Below are 15470 nucleotides of genomic sequence, written 5' to 3'. Positions count from 1 at the left end.
TGCTAAATCATTATGAAGGTATTTTTCACACTATTGATTTCTTACTTTTTACAGAATAATCACTTGCCGTAATTATAAGAATTTATAAAACGGTCATTTTTCTCGTACGTATTCTAAGACGGGAGCTATATAAAGGCCTAGCTGGACTGATCCTGTCGGGCTCTATGTTTTCTCCACCAGAAAAATCAGCTTCCCAAAGAGCCACTGATTACCAGAACGCCGATAATCCACAGCCCCACAGGACTGGAGGACGTCAGTGGGTCCGTATTACCAATCAAGATAATACCCGCCCATTCGGAAGGCAGCAGTTCGAGGGTGGATGCTTCGTCAAGGAATTGCAACTTGGCCTGTTGCAGGGCGATATCCTTGGGCAAACTCGTTGCCAGTTGCTCATGAAAAAGTTGCGATAGCCGATAGGTAGACTTATCCTCAACACTCCATAAAGTCGTTAGTATACTAGGCACACCTAACGAAGCAAGTCCCCTGGCCAGGCTAAAAACACCTTCTCCTTTTTGGTTGATTCCCAATCCTGTTTTGCAGGCCAACAGTAAGACTAATTGAGTGGCGACGTGCTGGCTGGCCTGTATCTCCGACAGGCGTAAGGCGGAGTCTGCGAAAAAGATGGTAGGTTCTGCCAAACCTGTAGAGTCAGGAGCAGTGGTCGCATCGGCATGCGTAAACAACTGCACTACGGTGGACCGGGAGATATTCTCCTGGAAGGCTAACCGAGTGGCTTTGTTCCCCGAGAGCAAAACAGCTGGTTTATAATGACTGCTGCTGTTGACGAGTGCATTGTCCGAACCGGTCAAACCAGGCATACTTTTGTGAACATACCTGGAGTCACGGCGAACCACAATGTCGTCAAACTGGACAGGAGCTATCCCCAGAAAGGCATAGTTCGCTTGGTGGACCGGTGGGCCTTTTAGTAGGCCCTGCATCGAATAGGTATAGCTGAACGCATATTGGTTCACTAACTAATCTAAGTTGTATGACACAAGTTTGCTTCGAGTGAATAAGCCAATAGAAACAACACGGTTTTAATCAGAAAACCCGCTTCGGTAACGGCATGAATCTTCTTAGAGAACCGCATTGTGATGTGACTAAAGGCCTGCTCAATCCGCTGGCGAAGCCCTTTTTCGTAAGTATTCTCCCAAACCTGATTCGGTCGGTGGCTGTTGCTTTTTCGCTGAATCTTCAGACTAATGCCTTCACAATCAAGGTAAAGGTCATCCTGTTCATAATCCGTATAGCCCGCATCGCCCTACACTTCACTGCCCTCTGGCAAGTTCAGGTGCATCAGTTGAAGGGCCGTTACATCCACATACGAGCCAGGCAGAATGAAAAACTGTACGGGTTGTTTATCGACCGTAGTGATCAACTGAACTCGAAACCCGAAAAAGAACCGTCTCTTCGACGCGCTTTTACCGCGGTATTCCTCTCCTTCTACCAATCGAGATCGACTGATACGGATGTTATCACAAACGGCCACTGGAAACGAATCAATCAAATATTGATTACTCAAATTGAGGGCCTTGAAAAAATCCGCCAGATAGTAGAACAGTACACTCAGGGTTGTAGCCAATCGATGCAACCGACGGTTAAAAGCGGATTTTTCAAGCATAACAACGCCTTGTTTATCGGCCATGTACAGCATGGCCGAGGCTTGATTACCTCCGAAGAAACGGGCCGATATAATGGCGGTGGTCAACACAATACTATCAGGCACTTTGAGTTTCGCCTGTGGTTTGATGGAACCATGACGGGCCGTTTCGAGGAAAAAATCATCGGCACCGGCCGCCGGGCAAAAAGCAGTAAATTGCCAATACTTTTTCAGACATAGCCAGAGCAGGTTACTAATGTTTTCGCACCTCAAAGGTACGCTTGCTTTTGGCTGTGTCTTTTTTGTGCCCATATTAATCTGCTTTCATACAACTTAGATTAATTAACTAGATGATCAGTTATTCATAATAAATCTTAATTCGGTCAATAAAAAGCTCTACTTTTTGGTACAGGTTGCAAAACGAATACGAATACTATAAACCTCTTGCTGATCGATTATGCCTATTGAAATAGTCTTGGCGAAGGTGTTATTCTTAACAAACTTCACCGCTTCTAATGAGTCGCATACTTCTTCGTAAGCAGTACTGCTTTTACTTAATGATTGGTTGGTGAGTTGAATGGTTTCTACTATTTGGCAGTCATAACAGGGCCCCGGTAGTTTAGGAAAACAAGTAGATAGAAGTATACTAGTCAGCAGAGCTAACGGATACTTTATTAACACAACAGCTTTCTTGGAAATTGGCATGGCTAGGAATTGAAAGCGGAGTGCTAAACAGGTGCTTTACTGCTACTTGTTGTATAAGTGATGTGGTTGTTGCAAAAGTCAACAGGGCCATGAATATAGCTACTAAGTGAGCAATTTTTGATATGTAAAACGGATTGGAAGCGGCAACTAATTCAGGGCCATTACACCTATTTCAGACGTTTGCAATAGCCACATAGCTTATAAAACAAATAGCTTCACTTGCTACGTGCTTTATTTACAAGCGCAATCTGGTCTTCAATAGCACTGATATGCATCTGGATGATAGAAGAACAGAATTCGCTCAATGATTCAAAATTTGACCGTGAGCGCCAAGCAATATGCCATTCTTTGGTAGATAATTTTCTTGACTCATTATCACAAGGCCATCCGTACTTTTTGAGAATCTTCTGTTATATCGTCCGATTAGCTGAATCATTGATAACGATCAGATGACCAAAGTACTTCTGTTTTGGCTTGTCCGACCATACGACCTATATCAGGATAAGACACACCTGGCTGATAAATCACTGAATTGACGGGACGAATCAGCATCGGCCGGAGGAGACGGGTGGGATCGCTCACTGTAATTGCCCAATTTCCCTGTTTAAATCTGAAACGGGTGGATAAGATTCGCCCAAAATCCGGACAGTTAAGGATTTAGTAACTGTCCAAAATTCAGGCGCTTAGTCAATACTAAATTATTGGGATCACCCTATCCCAATCCGCGATACGCAACGAATATAGGGCAAATCGCAAAGCGGATTACACAAAGTAGGTAAGACTCAATAAACAGGTATTCCTCAGGGACCTGTTATCTTCTAAAACATCAATTATAGGTCGCTCTAAACTCCAGCGGAGTCATATTCGTTTTTGATTTAAACAATTTACTGAACGATTGAGGGTGTTCGAAACCTAACTGATAGGCGATTTCTCCGACCGTAAGGTCACTGATTGTCAATATCTCCTTGGCTTTTTCAATGAGGTTATAATGAATATGTTGCTGGGTGTTATGCCCGGTTAGCGTCCGTAACATATCGCCCAAATAGCGGGGCGAAACGTTTAATTTATCCGCTAGAAACTGAACTGTTGGTAATCCGTTCATCAAGGCTGTCTCATCATTCAAGTAGGTGTGTAGCAGCAAATCCAGTTTTTCAAGTAGTGCATTATGTACCGTTTTGCGGGTAATGAACTGGCGCTTATAAAAGCGATGGCTGTAGTTTAAAAGTAGCTCCACCTGCGTGATCAATATATCCTGGCTGATGGTATCAATGGCTGTCTCCAGCTCGTCGCCTAAGTTTTTAGCTATCGCGGTAATGATCGTCTTTTCCTTTTCGGAGAGGTGTAGCGATTCGGCGACGGAATAAGAGAAAAAACCATAGGTTTTGATTGTAGCATCCAGCGGATAATGCCTGAGAAAATCGGGATGTACCAGCAAGGTGAACCCTGAACTGGAATCCGGACTTTGAAACCCGGCTAACGGCTGCCCGGGCGAGGTGAAGAACATACCGCCTTCATTGAAGTCATAGGTGGTATGTCCATAGCGCATGCGGCAACCGGCGGATTCGTTGTATGTAATGTTGTAGAAGCCCATCGCAAAGGTAGCTGCCAGCATCTCACTGGTGATCTGCACCTTGCTATAGTCCAACAGGCTTATCAGCGGATGCAAAGGCTGCGGTAAACCGAAAGCCCGCTGCATTTCTGAGATGGACTGGTAGTGGATTGGCTTATTTCCGGGTTCTCCATTCATACCTGCATTGAGTTAGTATCACACTGCATTTTTACCAATAGACAACAATCAACGTAGTGCCTAAAATTCCAGGTTCGCTCCAGCCAGCAGTTGTTTAATGCCTGCTCTGAAAGCCTCGTCCCCTACAGCCAGGCGTTGGGCGTACATGGTTTTTGCATCTTCGCCACATACGTAACGCAATATGTTTTTGCCGTCCGTAGCGGCCTCGTATACCACTTCGGCAATCTGCTCGGCTGTAGAAACCGTTTTGTCAGGCGTGGTGGCAGCCAGAAACTTAGTCAGCAATGGTTCGTAAGCCGGATGGGACGCAATCACCGAACCGGTTCCAATTTCGGTCGCTACCAAACCGGGCTCTATGGTTTTGATACCGATACCAAATTCGTTTAATTCAAATGAAAGGCTTTCGCTCCAGCCTTCCAACGCCCATTTACTGGCATCATACATCGAACTAACCGGAAAGCCGACTAAGCCAGCCAATGAGCCTGTAGTGATAAAAAGTCCGCTTTTCTTCTCCCGGAAGTAAGGGATGAATGCCTGAGTAACGCGCACAACACCAAGGAAATTAGTTTCCATCTGGCGTACCAGTTGTTCATCGGAAATGGCTTCGAGGGCGCCCATTAATGCGTAGCCTGCGTTGTTGAACACCACATCAATATCGCCCAGAGCCAGTGCTTTCTGAGTGGTTTCTTTAATCTGTTCTCTGTCCGTTACATCCAGTGGCATCAGGGTTACATTGGGCAATTGGTTCAGTTCTTTTTCAACCTCCGGCCTGCGCATGGTCGCGATCACAGTCCAGCCGTTTGCCGCAAATAGTTTTGCTGTTGCCTTCCCTATGCCTGTCGAACCGCCCGTAATAAAAATCGTCTTTGTCATGTCTTTCACATTGTTTTTTCGTGAAGCAAAGCTCATGCTTAAACGGCGGCTACCTGTAGTGAAACTGGAGAATCTTGTAGCCAAACTGGTAAACGACCCTACCTGAACGGGCTACCTTCCGGTAGACATAAAGCCAGTGTGCATTTGCCTGTCAGAAGTACTAAACCAGCGTAAAAATTCTCAATGTGGCTCCAACAATCCGTGGTTTGGTTAAACATCAACCAGGCCAGAGCCAGACCTTTGCTGTATCAACGAAGACAACGATATGAACAACCAAAAAATCTGGTTCATCACCGGCGCGTCCAGGGGCATGGGCCTATCACTGCTAAAACGGTTATTGATCACCGGCCATCAGGTGGCCGCCACTACCCGCAATAAAGCTACCCTGCTCGATGCGTTGACGGACCAACCGACGACCAATCTATTGGCCCTGACGGTTGATTTAACCAGCGACCAAAGCGTCAAAGACGCGATTAGGCAAAGCATTAACCGCTTCGGTCGGCTGGATGTGGTCGTTAACAACGCTGGCTATTGCCTGGTGGGCAGTATGGAAGAAACGACCGACGCTGAATTCCGCCAAACGGTGGATGTTAACCTCTTCGGACCCGTCAACGTCATTCGGGCCACAATGCCCTACTGGCGGGTCCAGGGCTCGGGCCACTTCATCAACATCTCCTCCAACGCGGGTTATGTTGGGTTTGCCAATGCGGCCAGTTACAATGCGGCCAAGTTCGCCCTGATCGGCATTTCCGAAGCCCTGGCTGAAGAAACTAAATCCTTTGGCATTAACGTGACCGTAGTGGCACCGGGTCAGTTCCGAACCAACTTCATGGATGAGGGATCAATGACGTTTGCTAAGAACAAGATTGAGGTATACGGCCTGGACAAAGCCGAAGCCATGTGGCGGAGCTATAGTGGCACCCAGGCTGGTGACCCCGAGAAACTTGTTAACGTGCTAATTAATCTGACAGCTAGTCCTACTCCTCCGCTACATCTTTTACTAGGATCTGATACCTATCAGCTGATTATGGTAAAGCGGCAACTGGAAAAACAGGAAATCGAGGACTGGAAGCCGATTACGCTATCGACCGATTTCAATTAATTCATCCGGGACAAGCCCCAAGACGGGCTTGTCCCGGTTTTACTGGCAACCTTTTAGCGTTATGAAAAAAGAAACGATAAACCCCTACTCGATCAAGTCAATATCCGAACTGCACCGGCTGCTGAAATTAAGCAAACCGGAACACCCCCTGGTGAGCGTGATTGATTTTTCGGACATCACCTGTTTCTCTGACCAGAAACTGCGCAGCATACGCTATCATTTTTACTGTATTGCCCTCAAGAAAGATTTTCAGGGTAAGATGATGTACGGGCAAAACTCGTACGATTTTGACGAAGGGGTCATGACCTTCTTTTCACCTGGCCAGGTTGTCACCACCGACATTGCTGATGGGCTGAAATTATCGGGTTGGTGGCTGGTCGTCCATCCTGATTTTATCCAGGGATATCCGGTCGCCAAACATATGCGTGAATACGGGTTCTTTTCCTACGCCGTCAGCGAAGCCCTGCACTTATCGAAAAAGGAAGAAACTGTGCTGGACTTCCTTATCGGCACCATTAAGGAGGAGTACAGTTCTGCAATTGATCAACACAGTCAGGACGTCATTACCTCCCAGATTCAACTCTTACTCAACTACTGCGACCGATTTTATGGCCGACAGTTCATTACTCGTAAAACCGCTAACCAGTCGCTATTAGTCAAGTTAGAAGCCTTGCTAACAATGTATTTTAGTGATGAAGCCTTATCTGAACGCGGATTGCCAACAGTGCACTATGTGGCTGAACAACTCAATTTATCCCCTACTTATTTAAGTGATTTACTCCGTTCGATGAGCGGACAAAACGCCCAGCAGTACATTCATAATCATGTGCTTGAGAAGGCTAAAGATCTACTGACGACCACCGAGCTGACGGTCGGTGAGATTGCTTACCAACTGGGGTTTGGCCATACTCAATCGTTCAATCGACTTTTTAAAAATAAAACACAAACGTCCCCTCTGGAATATAGGCAATCATTTAACTGATACACACCAGAACAGAACCGGCTAATTTTCATGGAAGAAAAAATTAAAGCGATCTTTGAAGAGGGCAACGCAGCGATCGCTGCGGGTAACCATGAAAGGTTCCTGTCGTTTTGCCGCGATGTATCGTCCTGAAAAAAGTTGACCGTCGTATGCTACGGATAGTCGTTAACAGTTATTAAAACAGGCCCTCCCATTACACGCTCCATTTAAAATGCCTGCATATGACGAATATTCGTTTGTATTAAGGAGGAGCGATTTGTGATCCGATCTATAGGCCGTATCTAGCTTAAAATTTAGTACTTTGGCTAAAGTTCGATCATAGAACAGTCTTTTATAGAAAAAAGCAAGAAAGATACTATCAGTTATTCCAGTCTTGTCATGTTGCGTCTACTAACATTCATCGGCTTAACCTTTTTGCTTTTCGTTAGGGCCAACGCCCAATCGCCCATTGAAGTATTTTATGAAAAAGACAACTCGGGAGTATATACGTTTTCCTGTCGTAATAACGGATTCTGTCCCTACACAATTACCATTACATTCACCCAATTGACCGGCCTTCGGTCCTCGGCAACCTTACCTTATCAGACCGACGTCAGACCGGGGCAGCAGTCGCTGTTTAAGCTGCAACCCCAACCCAATCAAGCCACCTCGTTTCAGTATAATGTCAGATCCATAAAGGGCTGTCAGCGGCCTAAAGTCGATACGGCCCTGGTGTATCTGCTACCGACGAGCCCGGGCAAACAGGTTAGTGCCATCCAATTAGCCTATCTGGGTAAACAATTCGCTGGCCAGCAAGAACCCAAAGACTGGTATGCGCTGGCTATTAAAATGAACAGCGGAGACACCGTATTTGCCGCCCGCCGGGGAACGGTATCAGCCGTACGCAGTGATGCCGCCCCCATGGGAACGCATCTGGGCTTTAACCGCGACGACAACATGGTCGAGATCAACCATGCCGACTGTAGTTTTGGCACCTATACCGTTTTCCGCCCCCAAAGTATTTTCGTCAGGCCGGGTCAGTTTGTCGAAGCGGGAACCCCACTGGGTATCGTAGGGGGCGAAAACTACGATTATGGGCCACACGTGCGATTGGCGGTGCATTATAATTACGAAGCGCCTGTCATCAAAAACGGTCAGCCGACCGATGAGAAGCAGTACTGGGCCTATGTGCCGGTTCGATTCTGGCTTAAGGATGAGCAGAAAGCCAACCGTTTAGAGTCCAGAAAGCCCTACCTGTCTGAGCACCCTGAATCCGTTATCGAACAAGAAATGAGCAAACGGGAAGTAAAGAAGTGGCAGAAGAGTCACGTAAAATAAGGGCATTCCCGGTGTCGTAGCCTATCATACATCAACGTATACAACCATTGAACTGCTGCAAAATGCTCAGAACCTTTCTTCTGTATATCTATTCTTTACTACTGGATCTTCCCCGCGTTGCCAGCGGGAAAATGATTACCGGAAGTGTCATGGACGAAGCCACCAAGCAGCCACTTGTATATGCCCAAATTGGGGTTAAAAACTCACCGTTAGGCGTGATTACGAATGAGGAAGGAAACTTCAGTACAAACCTAAATCGGGCCAGTAGTACCGATATCGTTTGTATATCAGTGATCGGTTATCAAGCAGTCACACTACTCGTCAGTAAGTTTAAATAAGTGACTTCGTCAACTATCCCGCTCAAAAACAACCCAATCGAGTTAGCGGAAGTTAATGTTAAATCAACCGCCCACAGCAGTGACTATGGGTCTAAAGCCGAAGCCAAAAAGATAACTACGGGCTGGCGTCATGCCGGTACAGGTGGCGAACGAGGCACACCCTCTCGTTGGGCAAAACACCCAGGATTGTATGGAGTGCCTGGGTCTATTTGGTAATGAGTAGCTATGATTCGTTGTTGTTGCGTGTGCATGTGAGGCAATTGGAACGGGGTAGTGTAGTCCATGAACTATTGACCAAGAGTCTACTGACCATCACTAAGCTTAAATCCGGGTGGGTTGAGGTAGGCTTAAGCCCTTACAATCTGGTCTTAGCGAATAATATTTTGTTATCGTTTGAGTGGGTCAAGGCTTGGGAAAGCTGTCAACAGAGTCCCTGTTTAACCTTCTCCTCGCGTTTACTTGGACCTGGTTTTTATTCAAAAGAAGCCAGTCAAGATCGCTGACAAATAACCAAAGAATTCACGCCTGATATGTATTTGATAGCTCAATGGAACCAGGATTTACTGAGAATATGCAACTGTAGATTAGAGTCCAGGAAATCTGTGATTGACATTTAAATGCAAATTAAACTATTTGGGTAGTATGCATTGCACAATACCTTGTATTGCAATAAGGTTGTTGTAGAAAGAAAGTATGCTACACAAAATTCTGCTTCTCGAACCAACTCCTTTTTGGTTCCCTGATCGTTGGATTGGGGGAATTTCCATGATTGGTGCCCCACTTCTATTAGTGCTCTCCCAACTGCTGCTACTCCATTTTGATTTTTTCTTTCCCCAACAACTTAAGGCCTTTGATCAGCACCCAGCTCAAGTTACGACTGCTTACAGTCTTTTTCTGGCGGGTACTATCGTCTTATGGCCAGCGATAGTCACCTTAGCGAAACTGGTTGGGCAAAAAGAACCGGCTTGGGAACGCTGGGGGGGAACAATGGTGATGCTGGGGTTATTTGATTTGCACGAACTTTCCACTATGGCATCAATCATTTAGTCTTTCAGTTAGTCAAGGGGCAAAATCTGTCATTGGCCACCAAGGCCGTTGTCGACTCGTATGGCGCTTTCCACGTTGTTTCTAGCCTGTCTGGAGCCATCATGGTTGGCTGGGTTATCCTGTCCATTGGGACGTATCGTTCAGGCGTGCTAAGTGTAGTTGGCTCCATTAGCTTAGGTCTGATGTCGGCTTTGATGCTAGGGGTACTTAAAGGGGCATCATTCGTATCAGTCTTTGCCACAACGGGTCTGTGCGTAGCGCTGTTACCCCTTGTCAAAGACGTGATAATGGCTGGCCCCATGCCGAGAGTTTGAGCAATTCTAGGTTGGTCATTATTGATGCTAGGCCTGGCTACCTTAATGTACTGTTTTTGGCTAAGCAGGCTGATAAAATGGGGATGCATATCCTCGCAATCGCTTAAATCGTCTATTTCCTGAAGCAGATGCATAAGGTATTCTTCGTCACGTTTAGGAGCCTTTAAAGAGACAGGCCAATAGTTTACTGAATCTTGATATATCGACCCTGTAACTCTCGACCAAGCCCCCGCTTAATTGCCTGACGACCTAACCAGGTTAAGATCGGCTGCAAGACGGCCATTAATCCACTCATGTAGGTACCGCTAATCAGTATCACATATCCTAAGGCAAAGGGGTTTTTTGGCATAGCTTGCCCATTCACCTGCCCATCGTGAGCCAGCCCGTAGACAATCTGAAGAAACTGCTCGAAGCCGGGAAAACCCGGTGTGATGCGGCACTCAAAGCGGCAGGGCTGAGTAGATTGATTAAAAAAACGGTGTGCTTTATTAACGGGAACTATAGCCGATTCCCCTGGCTTGAGTTGAATAATTTGCTTCTCCAGCTGGATACTCAATTCCCCTTCTAAACAAACAAACTCCTCGGCAAAGTCTCGATGATAGTGCAGGGGGTTACCCCCGCCCGGTGATAAAAAAACTTCAACCAGCGAATGCCGACCGTTGCTTTCCTGGCTGGTTTGAAGAAAAGTCACCTCGTCTTTAAGAACAGGATTGGTAATGGTACGAGAGGCCGAAGATGGGATCGAGGGTTGCATGAGGATAGGTGTTTGAATCCAAGTGATTACTCAATCTAGTCAGCTAATGCCCACAATCCAATAAATTTTTAGGAAAAGGTAATCGCGGCTTTAGACTTAATGGGATGAAAAGAACTGAGCTGAATCTGGCCGGAATTAGTCGTATGATCTACGTTATGTTTATTTAGACAAGAAGTTAAACAAAACGGGAGTTCTGTTATACAGCTAATTTAGGCGCTTTCTGTTGAATTGAGCTTATATAAATGAAGAGTGTTAGGGCCAAGTGCTGGCGAAGGCCGACTGGGGATTTGACGGCCGGACGTCACCATCCTCCATTTAAGTTTACCCGCTGTTCCCGCATACATTCCCTTACTGTACAGTTTCATTAAATGCCCGTTTTTACGCGACAGCTTGTTTAAGCTGAAAATGATATTTGTAGAATTTGGCTGCTGTCTCAAATTGCCATCTCACTAATCAACGTCGCACTTTCTTGCTACTTGTTGAGTTGAAGAAGCCTTGTACACTGCCAGGGGACGGATTTTACGCAGGGCCGCCTGAGCGGTCGGCCGCTGCCGTACGAAACGGCAAAACTACCTAAGGTGTGAGAACGGCCAGGATAGCGCAAACCTACTGTGCGACAGTGAGAAAATCAGGGGAGTAATACGTCAATGCATTTCAGGAACCGCTCAAATGGGTAAGGTTCGGTCAGGTAAGAGACCGGCGCAAGCTCGTAAGCTTGGTAAAGGTGTTTTGGAAAAGGCGATGTGATGATGAAACGACGCTGTGCGTTCAGAATTTCCTGGTAAGATTTAGGAATTAGTTCGTCGGTGGTTGACAAGTGCAGAAAAACAAAATCGTAGCTGTCCGTTTGAAGTTTCGTCAGAAGGTCATCCGTGAGCGCACCGGCCTGCGCGATAGTGAGGTAGCCGGTGCGCTGGATGTAGTAAGCGATTGGGTTTTGCCCATCCCACGGGTAATTAAGCAGACAACAACGTAACATAATTAGTGGAGGAGAACTTAAATACGGGTAAACCAGCAGGGAACACCAGAGCGTTGCTGGCCAGCGTGTTTGGCATGGCTGGCGCTCAGGTTGACTAAACGTTCTTTTTTTAGATTTAGACGGGCGGTAGTAGGTTGAGTTTTCATAATATGTAGCAGGTTATTTGGTTAAAAATTTGATAAATGATTCTGAACGAAGCGACTTGCTGTTCTGATGAATTAAAGGTAGTATGAGCCGGGAGGTCGCACAACTAGTTTAGACCGGTGCTACGGCTGCTGTCGGCGAATGCGCGAATTCTGTCGATGAATGAAAAATGGTCTACTTCGTCGAACCGAGTTGAAGCTGCAAAACCGCCGTGTAACTGGTAGCTGTTTGCCGGACATCGAGTGTATACCGCTCCGGATACAAAAGGGCCAGGCGCTTCTGAACATTTACCAGGCCAATCCCGCCAGACTTTTTTGCAGTTGGCTGTTGGGGTTGTTGCGGGAGGCTGTTCTGAACGGTGAAATAGAACGTATCGTCCTCTAATTGAGTGTCTACCAGCACATAGGCTGAATTCGGTCCAGCGCCCAGGCTGTGTTTAAAGGCATTTTCAACAAACGCAATCAGAAGCAGTGGCGCAATCGGGTGGCCGGTGAAGTCGCCATCAGCCGAAAAAATGACGTCGACCAGGGAAGCATGACGTATTTTCTCCAGGCTGATGTAATTTTCAATATAGGCAATCTCGTCGGCCAGGTCAATCTGCGGTACGTTCGCTTCATAGAGATTATAGCGCATAAGTTCGGCCAGGCGCAGCACCAGTTCGGCAGCCGGTTCATTTACATCGACCACCCGGGCGTAAATACCGTTGAGCGCGTTGAACAGAAAATGCGGATTTACCTGCGATTTGAGCAGATTCAGTTCCAACATCAGGTTGTCGCGTTCCAGGGCCAGGTTCGTTCGCTCAAGATCAACGGCATCGCGCTCAATAAGCAATGTGCGGGTACGGCTCATAAACAGGTCCTTAACGAGCTTACCTCCCAGCAGCAGGGTTACGTAAAAAAAGTTATTCAGGTTCCAGAAGGCAACGCTGACGCTGGTAAAACAGCCAACTATGCCTGCGGGTTGAATGAGCGCCCAGCTTTTCTCAACCTGGCTAAGCAAAGCTGGATCCTTATCGGGACTGGTCTGCTGTAAAAAATACGTAGTCAGGTACGAACTCAGGTAGATAAAATAATAGGCCAGCAAAACGAATAGACTGAACCAAAGAAATCGAAACCGGTACAGGTAACGGGGGTACACCCAGTAGCCAAATAAATAAAACAAGCCGATGGTCTGTCCGAACGTTACCGCCGTCAACGTGTTAATAACCAGTTCACTATCGCTTATGTACAGGCCGAAGTTGACGTAGCGAAAAAATAGCCAGACACCTACCCAAAGCAGCATGTGGCGAATCAGCCGAGCAGAGGTCACAGACTGAAAATTGGTCATCGGGTCGGTACAGCTAGTGGTTCCAACTGCAAACGAAGCGTAACAACGTACTGATCCTTGACCGGACCGGTCGTCAGCGCATATCGATTCGGATAGAGTAGGTCGAGCCGTTTACGAACGTTGACCAACCCCACTCCGCCCGACTTCCGGCCCGACGCCCGTGTCTCAGGCTGCAACGTATTCTGAACAGTAAACTCCAGCGTGTCGCCGTCCATCCGGGCCGTAATAAGTACATACGAAAAGTTGCCAGCTCTGACTCCGTGTTTGAACGCATTTTCGACAAACGTATTGAGCAGCAGCGGAGCAATCTGATACTGTTCGACCCTATCGTCGGCCTCCAGTGTTACGGATATCCACTGCGCGTGCCGTGCCTGTTCCAGTTGCAGGTAATCATTAATGTAATTCAATTCGAGTTCTAAACCGATTCGATCCGCGTTGGCTTCGTAGAGGTTATAGCGCATGAGTTCGGCCAGTCGAAGCACCTGATTGGCCGCCTGCTCGTCGGCATCGACGACCCGCGCGTAAATTGTGTTCAGCGTATTGAATAAAAAGTGAGGACTGATCTGCATCTTCAGAAAATCCAGTTCCAGGGTCAGATGACTGCCCTCGAGGGCTAGTTTGTCCCGTTCCAGCCGCAGCCGGTCGCCCTCCAGCCGGATGGAGCGATTACGGTTGGAAATTATATCCCTTGCGCTCTTCATCACGAGCAGTAGTGTGACCATATATAACCCCAGCACGTAATTCCACAGGGCCACTTTGATAGACGTAAAGCAGCCAAGTGGCCCCGCTGCCTGCACCATATGCGCAATTTTGGAGAGATACGACGTGGCAGAAAGGCTGTACGGCTGCAATTCGATAAAAACCAGTCGATTCAGCAGATAGCTGAACCAGTAGGTTAGAATCAGCCAGCTAACCAGCCAGACCGGTCGGAAACGGTACAGGAAAACAGGAAAAACAAAGTAGCCCAGCACGTAAAAATACAGCAGCGTGGACAAGGCGATCAAAACGGTAACGGCGAGGTCAATAGATGGCTTATCCTGAACACCGAAATGCGCCGTTTCGCTTGACAAAATCCAGATGATCAGCCAGATGAGTGCGTGACGTATATAGCGGACCGGCCGACTATAGGCAGTAAACCACTGCTGCCAGTGTTGAAAAAACTTATTCACATAATATTCTTTTTCATGGCTTCCCAAACAGAATCCCGATAAGTAACCCCAATAGGCACCCGCTTGTCGTCGATGGTGGTAATCAGGTTGCCATCGATTTCTTTAATAGCCGCTTTCCGAACAATGTAGGATCGATTGACGCGCAGGAAGTGAGCTGTCGGCAGCATGTCTTCCATCTTGGCAAGTGTCATATGGACCACGATGGTACGGCCCTTCAGATGGATCGTCAGGTAGTCTTTCATGGCTTCGATGAGTACAATTTCGTTCGGGACTACCCTGATCAGCTTTTTATCTTCCCGGACCAGAAAAAATTCAGCATCGCCTTCGGCAGTTAGTTGTATATCGGTTTCAGTTCTGAGTGGTACGTGGGCCTGAGCGACGGGAGCAGGTAGTGTGGAGGGCACCGGGTTAATTCGCTCCGTACCTTCTCGTTTAACTTTATTGATTGCTCGCAGAAACCGGTCGAATGCTACAGGTTTGAGTAAGTAATCAACCACATTAAGTTCAAAACCTTCCACAGCATATTGGGGAGAGGCCGTGATCATAATGACCTGAGGCCGTGGCATTCCCAGCGCTTTCAAAAACTCGATTCCCGTCATTTCCGGCATTTCGATGTCCAGAAAAATAAGATCGGGTCGGGCCTGTTGAATCGCGAAAAGCGCGTCGACGGCGTTATCACTCTGGCCAACGAGTTCCAGAAAAGGCACACGTTGAATGAATTTCTCTAAAACTGTGCGCGCTGGAAGCTCGTCATCTATAATATAGCAGTGTAAAGAAGGAGTCATTATAGGGAAAAACGATATTTTATACAAGCTACAAGTCTACGCAATATTATCCTACGATAGTATTGCTCAAAGTCTATCGAACATTGACTAACATTCCCCTGTAACACGAATTGCATGCATGGCTGACAAAATTGTTGCACTCTATTATTTCTTCCAGGATTTTCGCAGATTCAAACTTGACATGCAACAAATTGGGTTAATAGGATTCCGCTTCGATTCTTCTAATTCATCGAAGTATCGTTAAGCGATTGACTTTATTGCGCTCAGCGGCTTGGTCAATTCGGCCCG

The 15470-nt window shown here is 46.9% G+C and carries 16 protein-coding genes and 1 pseudogene; 7 read left to right on the top strand and 10 right to left on the bottom strand.

The annotated features are described in order from the left end of the window. Positions 1–185 precede the first annotated feature (185 nt). The 4 genes and pseudogenes from CWM47_RS09785 to CWM47_RS09770 all read right to left on the bottom strand — a co-directional run bounded on the left by CWM47_RS09785 (position 186) and on the right by CWM47_RS09770 (position 4925). A complete protein-coding gene (locus CWM47_RS09785; protein ID WP_100987801.1) occupies positions 186–971 on the bottom strand; it encodes a CHAT domain-containing protein in 786 nt (261 codons plus the stop codon). Between the two features lie 8 nt (positions 972–979). Then, positions 980–1838, bottom strand: a pseudogene (locus CWM47_RS40650) (IS982 family transposase). 1293 nt (positions 1839–3131) lie between these two features. Then, positions 3132–4052, bottom strand: a complete 921-nt coding sequence (locus tag CWM47_RS09775) for a helix-turn-helix domain-containing protein (RefSeq protein ID WP_100987799.1) — start codon at positions 4050–4052, stop codon at positions 3132–3134. Between the two features lie 60 nt (positions 4053–4112). After that, on the bottom strand, positions 4113–4925 hold the full coding sequence (locus CWM47_RS09770) for an SDR family oxidoreductase (RefSeq protein WP_100987798.1): 813 nt from the start codon (positions 4923–4925) through the stop codon (positions 4113–4115). A gap of 265 nt (positions 4926–5190) precedes the next feature. On the opposite strand from CWM47_RS09770, the gene CWM47_RS09765 reads away from it, so the two are divergent. The 7 genes from CWM47_RS09765 to CWM47_RS38065 all read left to right on the top strand — a co-directional run bounded on the left by CWM47_RS09765 (position 5191) and on the right by CWM47_RS38065 (position 10025). Beyond that, positions 5191–6027 (top strand): SDR family NAD(P)-dependent oxidoreductase, encoded by an 837-nt coding sequence (locus CWM47_RS09765; RefSeq protein WP_100987797.1) that lies wholly within the window; start codon positions 5191–5193, stop codon positions 6025–6027. A 61-nt stretch (positions 6028–6088) separates the two neighbouring features. Continuing rightward, positions 6089–7009, top strand: coding sequence for a helix-turn-helix domain-containing protein (locus tag CWM47_RS09760; RefSeq protein ID WP_100987796.1), 921 nt, complete (start codon positions 6089–6091; stop codon positions 7007–7009). A 378-nt stretch (positions 7010–7387) separates the two neighbouring features. Then, the gene (locus tag CWM47_RS40645; protein ID WP_100987795.1) at positions 7388–8326 is read left to right on the top strand and encodes a M23 family metallopeptidase; all 939 of its coding nucleotides are present in this window, start codon (positions 7388–7390) and stop codon (positions 8324–8326) included. A 62-nt stretch (positions 8327–8388) separates the two neighbouring features. Continuing rightward, complete coding sequence (locus tag CWM47_RS09745) at positions 8389–8664, top strand: carboxypeptidase-like regulatory domain-containing protein (protein WP_100987794.1); 276 nt, start codon at positions 8389–8391, stop codon at positions 8662–8664. After that, positions 8665–8880 carry a hypothetical protein gene (locus tag CWM47_RS38070; RefSeq protein WP_157815927.1) on the top strand — a complete coding sequence of 72 codons (216 nt, stop codon included), beginning with the start codon at positions 8665–8667 and terminating at the stop codon, positions 8878–8880. Between the two features lie 477 nt (positions 8881–9357). After that, entirely contained in the window at positions 9358–9711 is a 354-nt protein-coding gene (locus CWM47_RS09740) for a hypothetical protein (RefSeq protein ID WP_100987793.1), read from the top strand. A gap of 32 nt (positions 9712–9743) precedes the next feature. Beyond that, positions 9744–10025 carry a hypothetical protein gene (locus CWM47_RS38065; RefSeq protein ID WP_157815926.1) on the top strand — a complete coding sequence of 94 codons (282 nt, stop codon included), beginning with the start codon at positions 9744–9746 and terminating at the stop codon, positions 10023–10025. Positions 10026–10209: 184 nt separating this feature from the next. On the opposite strand, the gene CWM47_RS09730 is transcribed toward CWM47_RS38065, so the two are convergent. The 6 genes from CWM47_RS09730 to CWM47_RS09710 form a co-directional block, all read right to left on the bottom strand. After that, the gene (locus CWM47_RS09730; RefSeq protein ID WP_100987791.1) at positions 10210–10779 is read right to left on the bottom strand and encodes a cupin domain-containing protein; all 570 of its coding nucleotides are present in this window, start codon (positions 10777–10779) and stop codon (positions 10210–10212) included. 628 nt (positions 10780–11407) lie between these two features. Continuing rightward, complete coding sequence (locus CWM47_RS09725) at positions 11408–11758, bottom strand: hypothetical protein (protein WP_100987790.1); 351 nt, start codon at positions 11756–11758, stop codon at positions 11408–11410. A gap of 17 nt (positions 11759–11775) precedes the next feature. Beyond that, complete coding sequence (locus CWM47_RS39765) at positions 11776–11904, bottom strand: hypothetical protein (RefSeq protein ID WP_262512009.1); 129 nt, start codon at positions 11902–11904, stop codon at positions 11776–11778. Positions 11905–12076: 172 nt separating this feature from the next. Beyond that, entirely contained in the window at positions 12077–13228 is a 1152-nt protein-coding gene (locus CWM47_RS09720; RefSeq protein WP_100987789.1) for a sensor histidine kinase, read from the bottom strand. Then, the gene (locus tag CWM47_RS09715; RefSeq protein WP_100987788.1) at positions 13225–14397 is read right to left on the bottom strand and encodes a sensor histidine kinase; all 1173 of its coding nucleotides are present in this window, start codon (positions 14395–14397) and stop codon (positions 13225–13227) included. Before CWM47_RS09715 ends, CWM47_RS09720 begins: the two co-directional genes overlap by 4 nt. Beyond that, on the bottom strand, positions 14394–15182 hold the full coding sequence (locus CWM47_RS09710) for a LytR/AlgR family response regulator transcription factor (RefSeq protein WP_100987787.1): 789 nt from the start codon (positions 15180–15182) through the stop codon (positions 14394–14396). The genes CWM47_RS09715 and CWM47_RS09710 overlap by 4 nt, the downstream gene beginning before the upstream one ends. Between the last annotated feature and the right edge of the window lie 288 nt (positions 15183–15470).

This window comes from Spirosoma pollinicola (assembly GCF_002831565.1).
Taxonomy (GTDB): domain Bacteria; phylum Bacteroidota; class Bacteroidia; order Cytophagales; family Spirosomataceae; genus Spirosoma; species Spirosoma pollinicola.
The sequence above is the reverse complement of the archived record's forward strand: the minus strand, read 5'-3'. Positions and strand labels throughout refer to the sequence as shown.

Excerpts from the sequence above, each read along its gene's own strand:
- CWM47_RS09775 (WP_100987799.1), bottom strand. The coding sequence starts at position 4,052 with ATGAATGGAGAACCCGGAAATAAGCCAATCCACTACCAGTCCATCTCA.
- CWM47_RS09770 (WP_100987798.1), bottom strand. The coding sequence starts at position 4,925 with ATGACAAAGACGATTTTTATTACGGGCGGTTCGACAGGCATAGGGAAG.
- CWM47_RS09765 (WP_100987797.1), top strand. The coding sequence starts at position 5,191 with ATGAACAACCAAAAAATCTGGTTCATCACCGGCGCGTCCAGGGGCATG.
- CWM47_RS09760 (WP_100987796.1), top strand. The coding sequence starts at position 6,089 with ATGAAAAAAGAAACGATAAACCCCTACTCGATCAAGTCAATATCCGAA.
- CWM47_RS40645 (WP_100987795.1), top strand. The coding sequence starts at position 7,388 with ATGTTGCGTCTACTAACATTCATCGGCTTAACCTTTTTGCTTTTCGTT.
- CWM47_RS09745 (WP_100987794.1), top strand. The coding sequence starts at position 8,389 with ATGCTCAGAACCTTTCTTCTGTATATCTATTCTTTACTACTGGATCTT.
- CWM47_RS09740 (WP_100987793.1), top strand. The coding sequence starts at position 9,358 with ATGCTACACAAAATTCTGCTTCTCGAACCAACTCCTTTTTGGTTCCCT.
- CWM47_RS09730 (WP_100987791.1), bottom strand. The coding sequence starts at position 10,779 with ATGCAACCCTCGATCCCATCTTCGGCCTCTCGTACCATTACCAATCCT.
- CWM47_RS09725 (WP_100987790.1), bottom strand. The coding sequence starts at position 11,758 with ATGTTACGTTGTTGTCTGCTTAATTACCCGTGGGATGGGCAAAACCCA.
- CWM47_RS39765 (WP_262512009.1), bottom strand. The coding sequence starts at position 11,904 with ATGAAAACTCAACCTACTACCGCCCGTCTAAATCTAAAAAAAGAACGT.
- CWM47_RS09720 (WP_100987789.1), bottom strand. The coding sequence starts at position 13,228 with ATGACCAATTTTCAGTCTGTGACCTCTGCTCGGCTGATTCGCCACATG.
- CWM47_RS09710 (WP_100987787.1), bottom strand. The coding sequence starts at position 15,182 with ATGACTCCTTCTTTACACTGCTATATTATAGATGACGAGCTTCCAGCG.